General features: G+C 64.9%; 15 protein-coding genes and 1 pseudogene. 5 read left to right on the forward strand and 11 right to left on the reverse strand.

Annotation, left to right across the window (positions count from 1 at the left end):
• Window positions 1-84 precede the first annotated feature (84 nt).
• The 4 genes and pseudogenes from tnpB (at window position 85) to IN820_RS05285 (ending at window position 2,926) form a co-directional block, all read left to right on the forward strand.
• On the forward strand, window positions 85-444 hold the full coding sequence (gene tnpB, locus IN820_RS05275; RefSeq protein WP_049325434.1) for an IS66 family insertion sequence element accessory protein TnpB: 360 nt from the start codon (window positions 85-87) through the stop codon (window positions 442-444).
• Between the two features lie 19 nt (window positions 445-463).
• Window positions 464-2,011 carry an IS66 family transposase gene (gene tnpC, locus IN820_RS05280; RefSeq protein ID WP_193679788.1) on the forward strand — a complete coding sequence of 516 codons (1,548 nt, stop codon included), beginning with the start codon at window positions 464-466 and terminating at the stop codon, window positions 2,009-2,011.
• Window positions 2,012-2,248, forward strand: a pseudogene (locus IN820_RS22845) (winged helix-turn-helix domain-containing protein); the annotation flags it as partial.
• Window positions 2,249-2,317: 69 nt separating this feature from the next.
• Window positions 2,318-2,926 carry a restriction endonuclease gene (locus tag IN820_RS05285; protein ID WP_328822075.1) on the forward strand — a complete coding sequence of 203 codons (609 nt, stop codon included), beginning with the start codon at window positions 2,318-2,320 and terminating at the stop codon, window positions 2,924-2,926.
• A gap of 220 nt (window positions 2,927-3,146) precedes the next feature.
• Here IN820_RS05285 and IN820_RS05290 read toward each other — a convergent pair whose 3' ends face one another.
• The 3 genes from IN820_RS05290 to IN820_RS05300 are packed head-to-tail and all read right to left on the reverse strand — an operon-like array spanning window position 3,147 to window position 6,243.
• Window positions 3,147-3,704, reverse strand: a complete 558-nt coding sequence (locus IN820_RS05290; RefSeq protein ID WP_193679972.1) for a hypothetical protein — start codon at window positions 3,702-3,704, stop codon at window positions 3,147-3,149.
• The gene (locus IN820_RS22850) at window positions 3,698-5,539 is read right to left on the reverse strand and encodes an inositol monophosphatase family protein (RefSeq protein ID WP_193679973.1); all 1,842 of its coding nucleotides are present in this window, start codon (window positions 5,537-5,539) and stop codon (window positions 3,698-3,700) included. The genes IN820_RS05290 and IN820_RS22850 overlap by 7 nt, the downstream gene beginning before the upstream one ends.
• The gene (locus tag IN820_RS05300; RefSeq protein WP_193679974.1) at window positions 5,536-6,243 is read right to left on the reverse strand and encodes a tetratricopeptide repeat protein; all 708 of its coding nucleotides are present in this window, start codon (window positions 6,241-6,243) and stop codon (window positions 5,536-5,538) included. Before IN820_RS05300 ends, IN820_RS22850 begins: the two co-directional genes overlap by 4 nt.
• A gap of 164 nt (window positions 6,244-6,407) precedes the next feature.
• Here IN820_RS05300 and IN820_RS05305 point away from each other — a divergent pair, with 164 nt between their 5' ends.
• On the forward strand, window positions 6,408-6,572 hold the full coding sequence (locus IN820_RS05305; protein WP_023445435.1) for a hypothetical protein: 165 nt from the start codon (window positions 6,408-6,410) through the stop codon (window positions 6,570-6,572).
• Window positions 6,573-6,678: 106 nt separating this feature from the next.
• On the opposite strand, the gene IN820_RS05310 is transcribed toward IN820_RS05305, so the two are convergent.
• The 8 genes from IN820_RS05310 to IN820_RS05345 all read right to left on the reverse strand — a co-directional run bounded on the left by IN820_RS05310 (window position 6,679) and on the right by IN820_RS05345 (window position 16,204).
• A complete protein-coding gene (locus tag IN820_RS05310; RefSeq protein ID WP_193679975.1) occupies window positions 6,679-8,196 on the reverse strand; it encodes a hypothetical protein in 1,518 nt (505 codons plus the stop codon).
• 116 nt (window positions 8,197-8,312) lie between these two features.
• Entirely contained in the window at window positions 8,313-9,428 is a 1,116-nt protein-coding gene (locus IN820_RS05315; protein WP_193679976.1) for a helix-turn-helix transcriptional regulator, read from the reverse strand.
• Window positions 9,429-9,746: 318 nt separating this feature from the next.
• Entirely contained in the window at window positions 9,747-10,985 is a 1,239-nt protein-coding gene (locus tag IN820_RS05320) for a Zn-dependent hydrolase (protein ID WP_193679977.1), read from the reverse strand.
• Window positions 10,986-11,024: 39 nt separating this feature from the next.
• Entirely contained in the window at window positions 11,025-12,197 is a 1,173-nt protein-coding gene (locus IN820_RS05325) for an amidase (protein WP_042921304.1), read from the reverse strand.
• Window positions 12,198-12,260: 63 nt separating this feature from the next.
• On the reverse strand, window positions 12,261-13,298 hold the full coding sequence (locus tag IN820_RS05330) for an ABC transporter ATP-binding protein (protein ID WP_235989075.1): 1,038 nt from the start codon (window positions 13,296-13,298) through the stop codon (window positions 12,261-12,263).
• Entirely contained in the window at window positions 13,291-14,361 is a 1,071-nt protein-coding gene (locus IN820_RS05335; RefSeq protein WP_193679978.1) for an ABC transporter ATP-binding protein, read from the reverse strand. Before IN820_RS05335 ends, IN820_RS05330 begins: the two co-directional genes overlap by 8 nt.
• Window positions 14,358-15,248, reverse strand: coding sequence for an ABC transporter permease (locus IN820_RS05340; protein ID WP_042921309.1), 891 nt, complete (start codon window positions 15,246-15,248; stop codon window positions 14,358-14,360). The genes IN820_RS05335 and IN820_RS05340 overlap by 4 nt, the downstream gene beginning before the upstream one ends.
• A gap of 2 nt (window positions 15,249-15,250) precedes the next feature.
• Window positions 15,251-16,204 carry an ABC transporter permease gene (locus IN820_RS05345; protein WP_042921310.1) on the reverse strand — a complete coding sequence of 318 codons (954 nt, stop codon included), beginning with the start codon at window positions 16,202-16,204 and terminating at the stop codon, window positions 15,251-15,253.
• Window positions 16,205-16,243 lie beyond the last annotated feature (39 nt).

A 16,243-nucleotide genomic window follows, 5' to 3' on the forward strand; every position in this document is an offset into this window, starting at 1 on the left:
GTAAGCGCTCCATAAACCCCACCTACAAATGATCCCTGGCGTTGGGAATGCTTGTGCTCCCGTTTCCCACTGGAGCCCATCGCCATGATGCGTCCCGACGCCAAGGTACAAAAGGTCTACCTCTACCCCAAGCCCGTCGACTTCCGTAAATCCATCAACGGTCTGGCTGCCCTGGTCGAGTTGGATATCAAGGTAGAGGTGTTCAACCCGGTGCTGTTCGTGTTTCTCAACCGCACCCGCAGCCAGGTGAAGATCCTTTACTGGGAGCGCAACGGCTTCTGCCTGTGGCTCAAGCGCCTGGAGGCCGAGCGCTTCAAGACCAAGCCCGAGGCCGGGGACGAGGCCATCGAGCTGACGGTCGATGAATTGAACTGGCTGCTAGACGGCATCGACCTCTGGCGCAACCGCCCGCACCAGGTACTGACGCCACGTTTCGTGGCCTGAGCCGGTATAATCCACGGCCATGATTGCCGTGCCCGAAAGTCCCCCTGACGACCCTATCCTGCTCAAGCAGTTACTGCTGCTGGCCAATGAGCAGGCGGCGGCAAAAGATGCTCGCATTGCACAACTTCAGGAGCAGGTCGCCCTGCTGCGGCGCAAGCTGTTTTCGCCAAAGTCCGAGCGCAGCCCCGAAGACGACGACTCCCCGCAGCTGGCGATGTTCAACGAGGCCGAGGAACTGGTCGAAGCAGCGCCTGAAGCGGCTGCCGAAGAAACCGAGGAAGAAACCGTCGCCCCGGCCAAGCGCCGTGGCAGGCGCAAGTCGTTGCCGGCGAATCTGCCACGCGTCGAGATCATCCACGAGCTGCCCGAGCATGAACTGACCTGTGAATGCGGTTGCCGCAAGCGGGTCATCGGCGAAGAGACCAGCGAGCAGCTGGAAATCATCCCGATGCAGGTGCGGGTGATCCGTCACATCCGCAAGACCTACGCCTGTAAGGCCTGCGAAGCAGCCCCGGTCACCGCTGACAAACCGGCCCAGTTGATCGAAAAGAGCCTGGCGAGCCCCAGCGTGCTGGCGATGCTGCTGACCGCCAAGTACGCCGACGGCATACCGCTGTATCGCTTCGAGAAGATGCTCAGCCGCCACGGTGTCGACGTACCGCGCCAGACCCTGGCGCGCTGGGTGATCCAATGCGCTGAGCACCTGCAACCGCTGCTCAACCTCATGCGCGACACGCTGCTCGACTACCCCGTGTTGCACTGCGACGAAACCCGGCTGCAGGTGCTGCACGAGCCGGGGCGCGATCCCACGGCCCAGTCCTGGATGTGGGTGCAAAGCGGTGGCCCACCGGGCAAACCGGTGACCCTTTTCGACTACAGCACCAGCCGCGCGCAGGACGTACCGCTGCGCCTGCTCGATGGCTACCGCGGCTACCTGATGACCGACGACTACGCCGGCTACAACGCCGTGGCCCTGCAAGACGGCATCGAACGTATGGGCTGCTGGGCGCATGCCCGGCGCAAGTTCGTCGAGGCACAGAAAGTCCAACCCAAGGGCAAGACCGGTCGCGCTGACATGGCGCTGAACCTGATCGGCAAACTCTACGGTATCGAGCGCGAGCTCAAGGCCAGCAGCGATGCCGAACGCCATGAAGCTCGCCAGCAACGCAGCCAGCCGATCCTGGCCCAGCTCAAAGTCTGGCTGGACAAGACCCAGCCGCACATCGCCGGTCAGACGGCCCTGGGCAAGGCGGTGAACTACCTGGCCAGCAACTGGAACCGGCTGGTGCGTTACATCGAAGCGGGTCACCTGCCGATCGACAACAACCGCGCCGAGAATGCCATCCGCCCGTTCGTCATCGGGCGCAAGAACTGGCTGTTCAGCGACACGCCCAGGGGAGCCACGGCCAGCGCGCAGGTCTACAGCCTGATCGAAACCGCCAAGGCCAACGGCCAGGAACCCTATGCCTGGCTGCGCCACATCCTTGAGCGCCTGCCGACCGCAAGCAGTGTCGAAGACTACGAGACGCTGCTGCCGTGGAACTGCTCGACAACGCCTTCATCCTGACTGGCCAGGCTCGTCAGTAAAAGACGGGGTTTATGGAGCGGTTACGGAGCTACGGCCGGAGAGGCCCACGAAGCGGCCGCCCAGGCCCTCGGCCTGAGCGAGGCGCAGCGGCAGGAAACCATCGCCAGCGGGCAGGCGACGTACAAGAACCGCTCCGGCTGGGCGCACGACCGCCTCAAGCGCGCCGGGTATTCCAGCAGCGCCAAGCGTGGCTACTGGAAACTGACCGACGCCGGCCTCGCCTTCGCCCAGGCCAACCCGGCCCCGCTAAGCGCCGAGCAGGTCGAATACCTGGCCGTGAACTTCATGAGCGTGAAGCTGAAAACGGCGCCAGATGCCGCTTCACTGGACGACACAGACGACACGTCGCCCCCGATCAACCAGGCCGACCTCGCCACCAGCAGCCCACAGGAGCGCCTGGACCAGGCCATCCTCGAGCTGCGCACCAGCGTCGCCGGCGATCTGCTGGACAACCTGCTGCAGGCCAGCCCGACACGCTTCGAGCATATCGTGCTCGATGTGTTGCACAGCCTGGGCTACGGCGCGAATCGCCAGGCCCTGCAGCAGGTGGGCGGCAGCGGCGATGGCGGCATCGATGGGGTGATCTCGCTGGATGCGCTGGGGCTGGAAAAGGTCTACGTGCAGGCCAAGCGCTGGCAGAGCACCGTCGGCCGCCCCGAACTGCAGGCCTTCTATGGCGCGCTGGCCGGGCAGAAAGCCAGGCGCGGCGTGTTCATCACCACCTCCGGCTTCACCGCCCAGGCGGTCGATTTCGCGCGCTCGGTCGAGGGGCTGGTGCTGGTCGACGGCAAACGCCTGGTCAATCTGATGCTCGACCACGAGGTCGGCGTCAGCTCGCAGCTCTACAAGGTGCCAAGACTCGACAGCGATTACTTCGACGAATCACTCGGCTAAGCCGGTGAGATAGGGTGGAACTGCGCAGTGGTTTTTCCATTGAACGAGCTGACGCCAGATTTCCAGTCGCAAGGATCGCCCCATGGGATTGCTGCAAACTGCCAAACGCGCTGTTTTGATTGGATGGAGGCTTCCGCACTCGTCCTGCCCTGGAAAGCTCGACTCGGCCGAATCTGCCCGCTGATGGCACCGCACCAAGCCTCACGGTGGCGCGACGCGGCTACAGCTGACCGAGCAGAAGCAGCATCGGCTGCTGTAACGGCCGATGGATCAAGCCGGCCTTGAAGGGTGCCTTCTCTGGCAGGCGAGCCTGCAAGCCAAGCGCAACCGCCAGGTACTCGTCATATGCCAGCTCGACCGGGGCGAAGACGACCGCCACCAGCCGCTTGTAAGGCAAGGCGCTTCGAACGCTCCAGCCAAGCGGCTGTATCTCCACCGTCAGTTGCCCACCGGCCGCACCGTCGAACACCTGCACGTAATCATCGACCAGCAGCGGCACCGGTCCGCTGCCGACCAGGCTGGCTTCGAGCAGTTGGTGCGCCGCAAGAAGCTGGCCGGCAGCCAGGTGATCGGTTGCAACGATAGGCAGCCGCCGGAACGCCCTTTCGCCGTCGGGCCAGGGCTGTCGGGCCGACATCTCCATCAGCAGCCGCAGGCCGCTTCGCGCATCGGGCTCGAGCCGCAGCTCGACCGCCACGGCATGCTCGCTGCGTTCCGGCCCGAAGCAGTGGGTGGTGATGCGCGGGCTGCTGCCGGTCAGGTCGACGACCTTCAGCATGCGTTGTCAGCGCCGAGCATCAGCAGCCGCTGAGCGAGCACGCCCGCATCGTCCGGCCAGCAGACCATGGGCCGCGGCCGTAGCGACTGCGGATGCGCGCGGCAGGACAGCAACGGCCCTAGCTGCGCCCAGTCGAGGCGAGCGATGCCGTCGACAGCGCCTAGCAGCGCCCCGGCGATGCAGGCGTTGGTATCGGTGTCACCGCCTTGCCGGATCGTTTCGTTCAGCGCATGGCCGACGGTGTTGCCGGCCAGCAGATGGTAGAAGGCATTCTGCAACGCGATCAGCACCCAGCCCATCTGTTGCTGATAATCGTCGGGCCGTTCGCCCGCTGCGGCAGCCAGCAGCACCTGTTTGACGGCGTCGCCGTCGGCGCTCGGCAGGAGCACCGCCAATGCAGCGTCCAGCATCGCCTGGCGATCCGCACCCGCTACCGCCGCCGCGATGGCCGCGGCGTAGGCCGCACTCGCCTCCTGGCAAACACCATGCGGATGGGTGAGCAGTGCATCCTGCCTGGCCCAGCGCGCCGCCAGCGCCGGACGACCATGAGCGGCAATCCCGATCGGCGCGACCCGCATCAAGGCACCGTTGGCCTGGCTGCGGACAGAGGCATGCGCCCGACAGGCCTCGTCGACCGCCAATGCCGGCTGGCGAAGCGGCCCAAGCAAGGCCTGGCGGGTGGTGTTGCCGACATCGAAGGGCTCGGAGCGCAGCCAGGCCACATAGCGCTGCGCAACGTCCGTCGCGCTGAAGCCGCCCAGCTCCACCAGCGATCGCGCCAGTGCCAGCGCCAGTTCGCCATCATCGGTGGGCTGCCCAGCCTGGATGTTCCAGGTACCACCGTCGCGCATCGTCAGGGGTGCGGACGCGCAACGCTCGGCGATCTCGGTTGCGCTCATGAACTCGACCTGCGCGCCCAGGTTGTCGCCGATGAGCATCGTCGCCAGGCAGCCAAATGCGCGCTGAAGCCGCTGGACTGGAGGAAACACCGGCGACATCGGCAGGCTGCGCTGCGCCTCGTTGCATTCTTCCAGGGCCTGGCTCCATGGCCGGCCTGCGAGTACCGTGCATGCCGCCGCCGCGCCGCCGAAACAGCGGATGCACACCAGGTCCATGTTTCGGTAGCCCAGCGGTCGTCCGCCCTGGTTGAGCAACACGCCACCCGCGCCGATCAGCAGCGCATGCCCGGCAGCGACGTCATGTGCCGACAGGCTGGTCAACGAAACCGCTGCAACGCCATCGCCGGCAGCCGCTCGGGCCAGCCGATAGGCGACGCTCGGCATGGCGACGAAACGGGCCGGTGCGCACAGGCGAATATTGGCGTGCGGTTTACGGGCGGCAGCCGCACTCAGCCAGACGATCTCTCCCGCCTCGAGTCGTGAGCCGGACAGATCAACCGGATGCGCGGCGCCGTTGCGCAGTAGGTGCGGCAGCCCCTCGGCCCAGGCTATGCAGTCTCTGCCCCGATCTGGGCTGATTGGCGCGTAGACAACTCCGAGCACCGGCTGCCCGTCGCGCAACAGGGCCACGGAGATGGCGCTGCCCGGCAAGCCGAGCAGGAAATCCCGGGTCCCATCGTGCGGGTCCACCACCCAGCAAAATCGCTGGCCGGTGAGCCTTTGGCAGGTTTCCTCACCCCAGAAGTCGACGTCCAGCAGCCCGATCAGCTGTTCATGAAGCAGCCGTTCGATTTCCTCATCCACCGCAGCCTTGTCGCCACTGCCACGCGGCCCACCCTCGCGCTCCCATTCGCGGAGGATTAGTTCACCCGCTGCCTCGACCGCTACCTGTACGGGCCGCAGCAGACTGGCAATATCGATCGCATCCATCATCATTCTTTCTCCATTTCGTCAGTCACCAGCCCCTCGCGACGCATGCGATAGTTGCGCCAGAAATCGCCCATGAGGTTGCCGGGGTCCGGCATTTCCAGGCGCGGCTCGTCGAGGTAGAAACGCGCCAGCCGGTCGGCAGCCAGGGGCTGGCCGTGGCCGGCCGCACACATCAACCAGTACAGGCCGCCGGCTTCGTCCCGGGTGCTGGAATCGGTGCCCAGCAGAAGATCACCGAGGGCGAACATCGCTTCGCAATGACCGCCTTCGGCAGCGGTTCGAAAGCACTGATAGGCGCGCTGCAGGTCCGCGGCGACCCTGCGCGGTGCCGGCAAATACTCCTCATCCGAGCCTACGTAAACCTGTCCCATCTCATAGCAGGCGTCGAGCGAGCCGCTCTCTGCAGCCCGCTGGTAGTAAGCCAGCGCCTTGCGCTCGTTCACCGCCACGCCCTTGCCATACCAATGGATGTAGCCAAGGTTAAGCAGCGCTTCTAGCGAACCGTATCGCGCCGCTGCGATGAACAGGCCGCGGGCCAGCCGCTCGTCCCGCTGGCCTGCCAGCCAGAGACAACCCAGTTCATTGAGCGCCTCGGCTGATGCGTCAGGCGCAGCAGCGCGCTCGTGCAATTCGGCATAACGCTGCCGCTCGGCAGACGTTGCGCTTTGGCCGGGCCAATGGGCCAGGGCTAGCGACAGGATCGGCAACATGGAACCTCCGGCCGTCGAGTTGATGGCCGGATTGTCACCGCGACGGCCGACAATTCCTGTCGCACCCCGCCGTATGCGGGACCGCCACAGCCGCAGGACATCGCGACATAACCCGTCGCAGGGATCTTGCACAGTGAGCAGGACTTCACCGATGAGGGCTCCGTATGAAGACCTACCAAGTATCCATGCGCCGCGTTGTCGCCTCCGCAGGCCCGCGTGCCAGTTTCATCATGACCGTCCAGGCGACGAGTTCGGCGATGGCGAAGGTCACCGCCGAAGCGCAGTATCCGGGCTACCAGTGCATGAACGGGCCCGTGCCGGTTCGCTAGCGGATCGCTAAGCTGCCGACAGCCTGCCAGCACCAACAGGCGCTGGCAGGCTGTCATTCGGGACGTGACAGAGGATACGAAGTTCGTTTTAGAGGCGCCTCGAGAATCAGGATACGCGACAGTTGCTGGCAGTCAGTGCTTGCGCGGCCAGATCAAGCTGAACGTCCAGATCCGAAAGAGCCTCGCCATAAAACTTCTGGAACAACAGAGACGGCTCTTCGCCCTCCAAAAGTCCAAAGTGTTGCCCCACGTCTCGCCCTACGCGACGGATTAAACGAGCAGAACTCTCGCGCCCAGCAAAGCCGGCTGTCACGAGCAGATCGTCAGGAGCCACTCCATACACAGCGGCGACCTGTGCCGACCGGCAGCACAAGAATGCATCCACCATATAGACCTGCTCGCGCTCATCTCCAGCGACGAAACCTGGCTGGCCAGCAAGCAGTGCCTGCAAGCCAAGCGGCCCTCCGTTGGCAATCAGCTCAAGCTCAGTCAACTCGTAATTTTCCAGATCGAACTCTGTAACCTTCAAGGGCGCGCAATAAGCCATAGCTGTGCTTGTGGTGCGGCCTTTCTCTTCAAGCTGCCATTGGCAGAACTCTCGCAGCGTCATGGCCTGGCCTCTACGCTGACTGGTTTCAGCGTATTCACGAAGCACTTGGCTGAAAGGAACACTGGTAGGTACCCATGTGCCACCGCGCGGTGCGCTAGCGGACTTGACTCGTTCAGGAGACGAAGCCGGTATCGATGGAACGCTAGCAGGAACGAGGCATTGAAGGTCATAACCAATCATGAACAAGGCTGCTTCGAATGCCCGGCATCGATCTACTGAACTGCCCGAGAACAAGGATGAGCGTCGAACGGTATCTTGAAGAATCCAGCCAAGCTCCAGTTGGCTTTTAGCCCAGCGCTCAGCGGGCACGCTAGGGGTAAAAAACTGCGGTGCACTCTTGTATCCAAGGCGCCCCGGGTCGCGGATTTGTGTGCCGCGAGCCGCCCCGGTCGGAAAACTCATCACAGCGTCGACCGTAGCGCTCTCACGGTAAAGGGAATAAAGCATCGCGATTGCTGCACCTACCCGACTGTCATAGATCGGCGAACCCGTACCATCGATCAGCGCATGGATCTTGGTCAGACCAGCGTCGAATCGCAGGATGCTGTTCTTATTGAGGTCAGACAGGCTCTGGGTTCCGTCCAAGTCGAACAAGCGCTTGCAACGGTTTAGGTACTCGACTAACTGCCCCTGATGACGCAACCCGTTCAGGAACGGAATGGCTCCTCGGACGCCACCCCACTCCAGTACAGCCAGGCACGCACGATATGTCGTGTGCTCGCAACCGCTTGCAAGTGCTGCCAGCAAGCGGTCTCTCAGCAGTTGGAGCGACCTTTCCGTGCTGGCCAAATTGTCCGACACAATTCGCTGAGAAGTCTGCTCGTCATACCAGCTGCTTTTCCACCGATAAAACCTGTGAACCGCTTCAATACCATTCACGTGCTGCTGAAGGCCACCGACGACGAAACGGCTGGGGCTGAAGCTGAGTTGAACAGGCAACCGGGGGAGGCTTTCTACCAACCAACCGATGAAATTTTCTACGTCGGGCTGCGCCAGAAATTGCCGCTTATCCATGAGTAACCTCTAGTGAAAGGGTTGGCCTGCGCTGTAGGCGAGTGGCTCCAACCAATGCCACTATGCCATCAGAGCGCCTAGATGATTGTCCATATCCGCACGACAACTCATGTCGCTCAGTGACTGGCATCGTGTACAAGCTCGGGAAGCTCGGTGGAGCCGGCTGCATCGTCGAGGTAGAAGCCTGCCAGGGTCCGCACGGTTTCGCGGACCTGCGCCCGCAGGCTTGGCGGCTCCAGCACCTCGACCGTGGCGCCATGGCTGAGAATCCACCACAGCAGCCCCTGGCTATAGGCGATGCTGCACTCGAGCAGGTGCCAGCCATTACCCAGGGGGGTGAATACCTGCTCGTGCGCCAGTGGGGTTTCGCGTTCATCCAACCGCTGGCGCAACCGGTCATTGATACGCAGCTTGAGCACAATCGGCTCGGGCTCGATCAAAATGCGCTGCACGTGGTTGCGAAGCTCGAAGTCGCGGGGCACTTCGGCCAGGCGGCTTTCCAGCGGTCGCACCTGGCGAAACCGATGCAGCGGCAGGCAGCGAATCCGGTCGGGGTCACCGCTGTGGCATACCAGGTAGATACTCGAGTCCTGGTAGGAAAGTCCCAGCGGATGCAGCTGGTAGTCCTTTTCCTGTTGCTGGTTGGAAGCGAAGTAGCGCACCGCCAGTTGATAACCGCCGAGCAACGCAAGCTGGACCTGTGCGAGCACCTGAGGGTCGATGGCCGCCTGCAGCAGTTGAATGTGCTGGGTGCCGGTAACCAGCTTGCCGAGCCAGCGGCCCTCCTGCGGCATGAGCCGGGTAAGCAGGGCCTTGGATATTTCGTATTGCTCGCGCAGATCATCCAGCGCTGCCTGGTGCAGCAGATGGCTCGCCTGCTCGTACAACGTGACGATACCCAGCGCCACTCGTGCGGACCTGAGATCCGGCCCGGACAGCTTGGTGTCAGTCGCGGCGGCAGGCGTGGGGGCCGCCGCACCGCGTACCACACGCCACAGTGGCGCAGCGTTATCCGGCTCGTCGGTTGGCTGGATGCGCCCCCAACCCTTCAGGTAGTTGAGGTCGCGCTGCACCGTCTTGATCGTCATGTCGACGCCCAACTCATTGCGCAGTCGGGCATGGATCTGCGGGGCGGTCAGCCCTTTCTTTCCTGCACGGTGCAGCCACTCGGCGATGGCCTCGCGGCGTTGAGCTATCTGCGCGGGGCGCGGCACCCCCTCGTCTTTGTGCATGCTCGTCTCCCTGGCGGCACGATGGATGGCATCATGCCACCTACCCGCGGAAACGTAGCGTAAAAAAGCACGCGCAAAACCTATGCTCTTTGCAATTCAGAACAGGTTGCACATAAAAATTCATAAATTAACTTACTGATTCTTAACATGAAAAATTGGTCTGTACTCAGTAGGTCCCGGGTTCGGCTCCTAGTACCGCACCAATCACATGCCTTCCTCAGTCCCGAGCGAACCCGGAAGCGACAACAAGCCCCGCCTCGTGCGGGGCTTGTCGATTTCTGGTGCGCCGGATGTGGTGCCGAGGAATGGACAGTGGTCCTAGCGCGCGTGCCTGAGCACTGCGTTGAGCAGCACGTCGGCACCCGCGGCGATGTGCGCCTGCTCGGCATGCTCGATCTCGTTGTGGCTGATACCGTCCCGGCACGGTACGAAGATCATCGCGGTGGGCGTCACGTCGGCCAGATAGACCGCGTCGTGGCCGGCGCCACTGACCACTTCCATGTTGTCCAGCCCCAGCGCCTCGGCCGCTTCGCGCACGCTGGCGATGCACGCCGGGTCGAAATGGCAGGGTGGGAAGTACACCACCTGCTCGATCTGGATCGTCAGGCGCTCATCACTGGCTTCCAGGGTCGTGCAGGCATCGCGCAATTCGGCATCCATGGCGGAAAGGGCGTCGTCGTCGAGCGCCCGGAAATCGACCGAAAAGGTCACGCTACCGGGGATGGTGTTACGCGAGTTGGGCGATACCTGCATGAAACCAACCGTGGCCCGGCCATGCGGGGCGTGCTCCAGGGCAATCCGGTTGATGCGTTGGATCAGGTGGGCACTGGCCAGCAGGGCGTCGTGACGCTGCTGCATCGGGGTCGGACCGGCATGCGCCTCCATGCCGGTCACGGTAACGTCGTACCAGCGCTGGCCCAGCGCGCCGGGGACCACGCCGATGGGCAGGCCGTGCGCCTCCAGCACCGGGCCCTGTTCGATGTGTGCCTCGAAATAGGCGGCGAACATGCCGCCCGGTACCTCGCCGGGCATCTGCGTGCCGGCGTAGCCGATGCGCGTCAGTGCGTCGGCTACGCTCACGCCGTCGATGTCCTTCTGCACCAGCGCGTGCTCGAGACCGAAGGCGCCGGTGAATACGCCCGAGCCCATCATCACCGGCACGAAGCGCGAACCTTCCTCGTTGGTCCAGACCACCACCTCAAGCGGCGCCGCGGTCTGGATACAGTGATCGTTGAGTGTGCGCAGCACCTCGAGGCCGGCGAGCACACCGAAATTGCCGTCGAACTTGCCGCCGGTCGGCTGGGTGTCGATGTGGCTGCCCATGGCGATGGCGCGCCGTGTCGGGTCGGTGCCTTCACGCCGGGCGAAGATGTTTCCGATGGCGTCTACCCGGACAGAGAGGCCGGCCTCGCGGCACCAGCCGACGAACAGTTCGCGGCCCTGGCGGTCGAGCTCGGTCAGCGCCAGGCGGCAGACACCGCCTTTGTCGGTGGCGCCGATTTTCGCCAGGTCCATGAGGGATTGCCAGAGACGGTTGGAATCGATGTGCGGGGTCATGGGAGTCTTCCAGGTGATAGGGCAAAAAAAGCGCGCCGCTCAGGCCGTGAAGCGGCGGGCCAGAGCGATCAGGGATTGGTCCGAGCCGCGCGGGCCGATCAGCGACAGCCCCAGCGGTGCACCGGACAGCTGCATCAGCGGCAGGGATATCTGCGGGCAGCCGGCGAGTCCCGCCAGGCAGAGCATGCGGATGGATTGGTTGCGATAGTCCTCCAGCGTGGCCTCGTCGCTGCTCAGCAGCGGGGCCACGTCGGGCATGGTCGGCATCACCAGTACGCCATCGTGGCCAAGCAGCTCATCGAAGCGGCGGCTGAATTCGGCGCGGATAGTTCGATACGGCGCCACTTGTTCCTCGTCGAGCGTGCTGGACCAGGCGAAACGCTCCTTCACTCCCGGGCCGAGCTGCACGTCGTGCCGACAGAGGAACTCGCCCTGGCTCTGCCAGGCCTCGATGCCCTGGATATGGCGGAACGCCCAGTACAGCTCGTTGGCCGGCAACAAGGCGCTCGCGACCGGCTCGAGCCCGGTATCGAAGGCCGCCGCCAGCTGACCCAGCAGTTCGGCGGTGGTCGCCCGCGCGCTGACCGTGACCTGCTCCATGACGTCGGCGGCGAGCAGCAGGCGCGGTGACGCGGGCAGCGGCATGCTGTCCTCGCCGAGCAGCACCTCGCCGACACGGGCGAACAGGTCGATCTCGCGGGCGAACCAGCCGCAGGTGTCGAAGCTGGGCGCCAGCGGCATGCAGCCTTCGAGACTGATGCGGGCATGGGTCGGACGCAGGCCGATCAGGCCGCAGTGGCTGGCCGGCGCCCGCACCGAGCCGCCGGTATCGGTGCCGATCGCGAAGTCGCAGAGACGGTTGGAAACCGCCGAGGCCGAGCCCGAGCTGGAGCCGCCAGGAATACGGGTCGGCGCCGCGCCATTGCGCGGGGTGCCGAAATGGGCGTTCTTGCCGTTCATCGAGAACGCCAGCTCATCGGTCAGCGTCTTGCCGGTGAAGCGCGCGCCGCTGTCGAGCAGCCTTTGCACGGTCGGTGCGGTGGTGGTCTTGATCCCGGAGCGCGCCAGCGCGTGCGGGTTGCCGCAGCCGGTAGGGTAGCCGGCCAGGTCGAAGATGTCCTTGACGGAAAATTCCAGGTCCGCCAGGGGACCGTCACCGGAGGCGACCGGCGCGTCGGGGTAAGGCAGGTAGCAGTGTGCAGGGGTCGTCATGGCAGTCGCACCGTCAGGCTGTCAGGGAAAGGGGCAGCGGCCGTTGCCGGCCGCCGGAAGGGATCATCCGTTCACCGGTTCGGCCCGCTGGACGGGACCGCCCTGCGCGGGCAGCTCGTCCAGCCGCCAGCACCGCACGCTGTGTTCGGGGCCGACGCGGGTCTCCTCGGGCTGGCCCCCCAGACAGGTCTCGGCGGCAAAGGCGCAGCGTTCGGCGAAGGCGCAGCCGGCCGGCAGCCGGGACAGGTCCGGCGGCGCGCCCTGGATGGTGTCCAGCCGGCGACCTTTCTGCATGGCGCCCTCGCTGCGGCTCTTCAGCAGTGCGCGGGTATAGGGGTGGCGCGGCCGGGTCAGGAGTTCGGCGGCCGGCCCCTGCTCGATGATGCGCCCGGCATACATCACCGCCATGCGATCGGCGATCTCCGCCGCAGCACCGATGTCATGGGTGACGAAGACGATGGACAACCCCAGCTCCCGCTGCAGTTCGCGCAGCAGCAGCAGGATCTGGATCTGCACCGTGGCATCCAGCGCGGTGGTGGGTTCGTCCGCCAGCAGCACCTGCGGTTCGCAGGCCAGGGCCAGGGCGATCATCGCCCGCTGGCGCATGCCGCCGGACATCTCGTGGGGGTAGGCATCGAGGCGCCGCTCGGGACTCGGAATGCGGACCTTCTCGAACAGCCGCAGGGCGCGTGCCCGGGCTTCCGCCCTGCTTACCGGCGCATGCTGTCGGATCGCCTCGGTGATCTGCTGACCCAGGGTGTACACCGGGTCCAGGGCGAGCAACGGCTCCTGGAAAATCATCGCGACGCTGCTGCCGCGCAGTTGCGCCAGCTCGCGCTTGCCCATTTTCAGCACGTCGCGGCCGGCGACTTCCAGGGTGCCGGCGTAATGGGTGGTGCGCTCGGGATGCAGACGCATCAGGGCGCGCAGGGTCACGCTCTTGCCGGAACCGGATTCGCCGATCAGGGCAACCACCTCGCCCGGGCCGACTTCGAGGTTCACCCCATTGACCGCCTGGACGCGTTTGCCAGGCACGCGAAACTCCACCTGCAGATCGTGCAAGCGGATCATCGGGCTGTGTGCCGTCTGCATGTCAGGCATGGGTCACCTCCTTCAGCGCAATGGTCGAGGCTGCGTAACCGGAGCCGGGTTGGTATTTCAGGCAGGCGACACTGCGCCCCGGCATGGCCTCGCCGAACACCGGCGCGCGCATACGGCAGATCGCCTGGGCGTCCGGGCAGCGGGTATGGAAGCGGCAGCCGGACGGCGGGTCGATGGGGTTCGGCGGATCGCCGGACAGCGGTGCCTGTTCGGTACGCCGCAGCGGGTCGGTAGTGGGCATCGAACGCAACAGTGCAGCGGTGTAGGGGTGCAGCGGCTGTTCGAACAGCGCGTCGGCACTCGCCACTTCCACCACCTCGCCGAGGTACATCACCAGCACCCGGTCGGACATGTAGCGCACCACGTTCAGATCGTGGCTGATGAACACGTAGGTCAACCCGAAGGCCTGTTTGAGGTCCTGCAGCAGGTTGAGCACCTGGGCTTCGACCGACTTGTCCAGCGCCGACACCGATTCGTCGAGAATGATCAGGCGCGGCTCCAGCGCCAGGGCGCGGGCGATGTTCACCCGCTGGCGCTGGCCGCCGGACAGTTCGTGGGGATAGCGGCCGGCGAAGCGCGCCGGCTCCAGCCCGACCCGCGCCAGCAGGTCATGGGCGCGGGACAGGGCCTCACGCTGCGACACGCCGTGCACCGTCGGCCCGAAGGCGATGGAGTCCTCGACGGTCATGCGCGGGTTGAGCGAGGAATAGCTGTCCTGGAAGACCATCTGCGTCTGCCGCCGGTAATCGCGCAACGACAGTCCCGGCGAGCCCAGGCTGAGTCCGTCGAACACCAGCTCGCCGCTATCCTGCGGGGTCAACTGCATCAGCAGCCGGGCGGTGGTGGATTTGCCGCAGCCCGACTCGCCCACCACGCCGAGGGTCTCGCCCTTGAGGATGTCGAAGCTGATGCCATCCACCGCACGCACCGCCAGGCGCGGGCCGCGCAGGCCGAGGCCGGTCTTCTTCAGGGGGAAATGTTTCTTCAGTTCGCGCACGCTGAGCAGCGGTTGGCGTGGTCCGCCCAGGTCTCGCGGGTCCCTTGCCGAATGCGTTGGCTTCATTGCTTGACCTCCATCGCCGAGCGCAGGCCATCGGCCAGCATGTTGAAGGACACCGAGGTGATGAAGATCATCAGCCCCGGCAGCGCCGCGACCCAGGGCTGGGTATAGATGGCGGTGCGCAGGGTGTTGAGCATCAGTCCCCATTCCGGTTGTGGCGGCTTGACCCCCAGGCCGAGGAAGGACAGGCCCGAAGCGAGGATCATCGAGACCGAGATCAGGCTGGTGGCGTAGACGAAGATCGGGCCGATTACGTTGCCGAGCACGTGCTTGCGGATGATCAGCAGCGACGATGCGCCAGAGGCGCGTGCGGCATCGACGTAGTCGCTGCGGCGCACCTGCGTGGTGACGCTTTCGGCGATCCGCGCGATCTGCGGGATGAACACGACGGTCAGCGACACCAACGCGTTGGTGATGCCGGCGCCCAGCGCACCGGACAGGGCGATGGCCAGCAGCACCGAAGGGAAGGCATAGAGCACGTCGATGCAGCGCATGATCGCCGTGTTGAGCCAGCCGCCAGCGTAACCGGCGAGGATGCCGATGCCGCCGCCGATGATGAAAGCCATGACCACCGGGGCAATGCCCATGAACAGCGACAGGCGGCCGCCGAGCATCAGCCGCGACAGCAGGTCGCGCCCCAGCTCATCGGAGCCGAGCGGCAGGCCCTCGGTGCCGATCGGCTTCAGGCGCTTGAGCATGGAAGTGGCGTAAGGGTCGGCCGGCATGAGCCAGGGCGCGAAGATCGCCATCAGCACCAGAAGCAGGATGATGGTGGCGGCGATCATCGCCACGGGGTTGCGCAGCAAGCGGCGCAGCACGTTGGCGCCGTGTCCGCGCGAGCGCACCACCGGCGTTCTGCCGCGGGTGTCGGTAAACGTGGCAGCGGTCATGGTCAGCCCCTCTCGATGCGTGGATCGAAGATGGTTTGCAGCACGTCCACCAGCAGGTTGAGCGCCACGAAGAATAGCGCCAGGACCAGGATGGTCCCCTGCAACAGCGGCAGGTCGCGCTGGAAGATCGCCTGATTGAGCAGAAAGCCGGTTCCCGGCCAGGAAAACACCGTCTCGATGAGAATCGAGCCGCCCAGCAGATAGCCGAGCTGCAGGCCCATCACCGCCAAGGCCGTGGGTGCGCAATTCTTCACCACGTGCTTGAACACGCCCCACTCGCCGAGCCCCCGGGCCCGCAGGCCGACGACGAACTCCTGCGACAGGATGTCGGCGACCAGCGCCCGGACGGTACGGGCGACGATGCCCATGGGAATGAAGGACATGGTCAGCGCCGGCAGGATCAGGTACTGGACGTGTTCCCAGTCCCACGTCCAGCTACCCGAGCCGCCCGGCCCGGCACCGGTGGCCGGCAGCCACATCAACTGCGCGGAGAACACGATCACCAGCACCATGCCCAGCCAGTAGTTCGGCAGGCTGACACCGATCACCGAGACGAACGACGCCAGCCGATCGCCCCAGGAGTTGCGGAAATAGCCGGCAACGAAGCCGAACAGCGCGCCCAGCGTGAAGCCGATCAGAGTCGCCAGCACGGCGATCATCAGGGTATTGCCCACCGCCTTGAACACCTCGTCGACCACCGGCCGGCTGGTGGCGATCGAATGGCCCAGGTCACCCTGCAGCGCCCGCCACAACCAGCGTACGAATTGCTCGATCAGGGGCCTGTCGAAACCATAGAGCTGCATCATCTGTTTCTGCAGCTCGGCGGAAGCATCGGCCGGCAGGATGGAAACCAGCGGGTCGCCCGGTGCCAGATAGACCAGCATGAAGCACAGGAAGGACACGCCGAGCATGATGGGCAGCGCATAGCCCAGCCGGCGAAGAAGATAGCCAATCATCGTGGGGGCCTCTCGATGGGGGCGCTGCGGCTGCTCCCT

Source organism: Pseudomonas lopnurensis (genome assembly GCF_015070855.1).
GTDB classification, from domain to species: Bacteria; Pseudomonadota; Gammaproteobacteria; order Pseudomonadales; family Pseudomonadaceae; genus Stutzerimonas; species Stutzerimonas lopnurensis.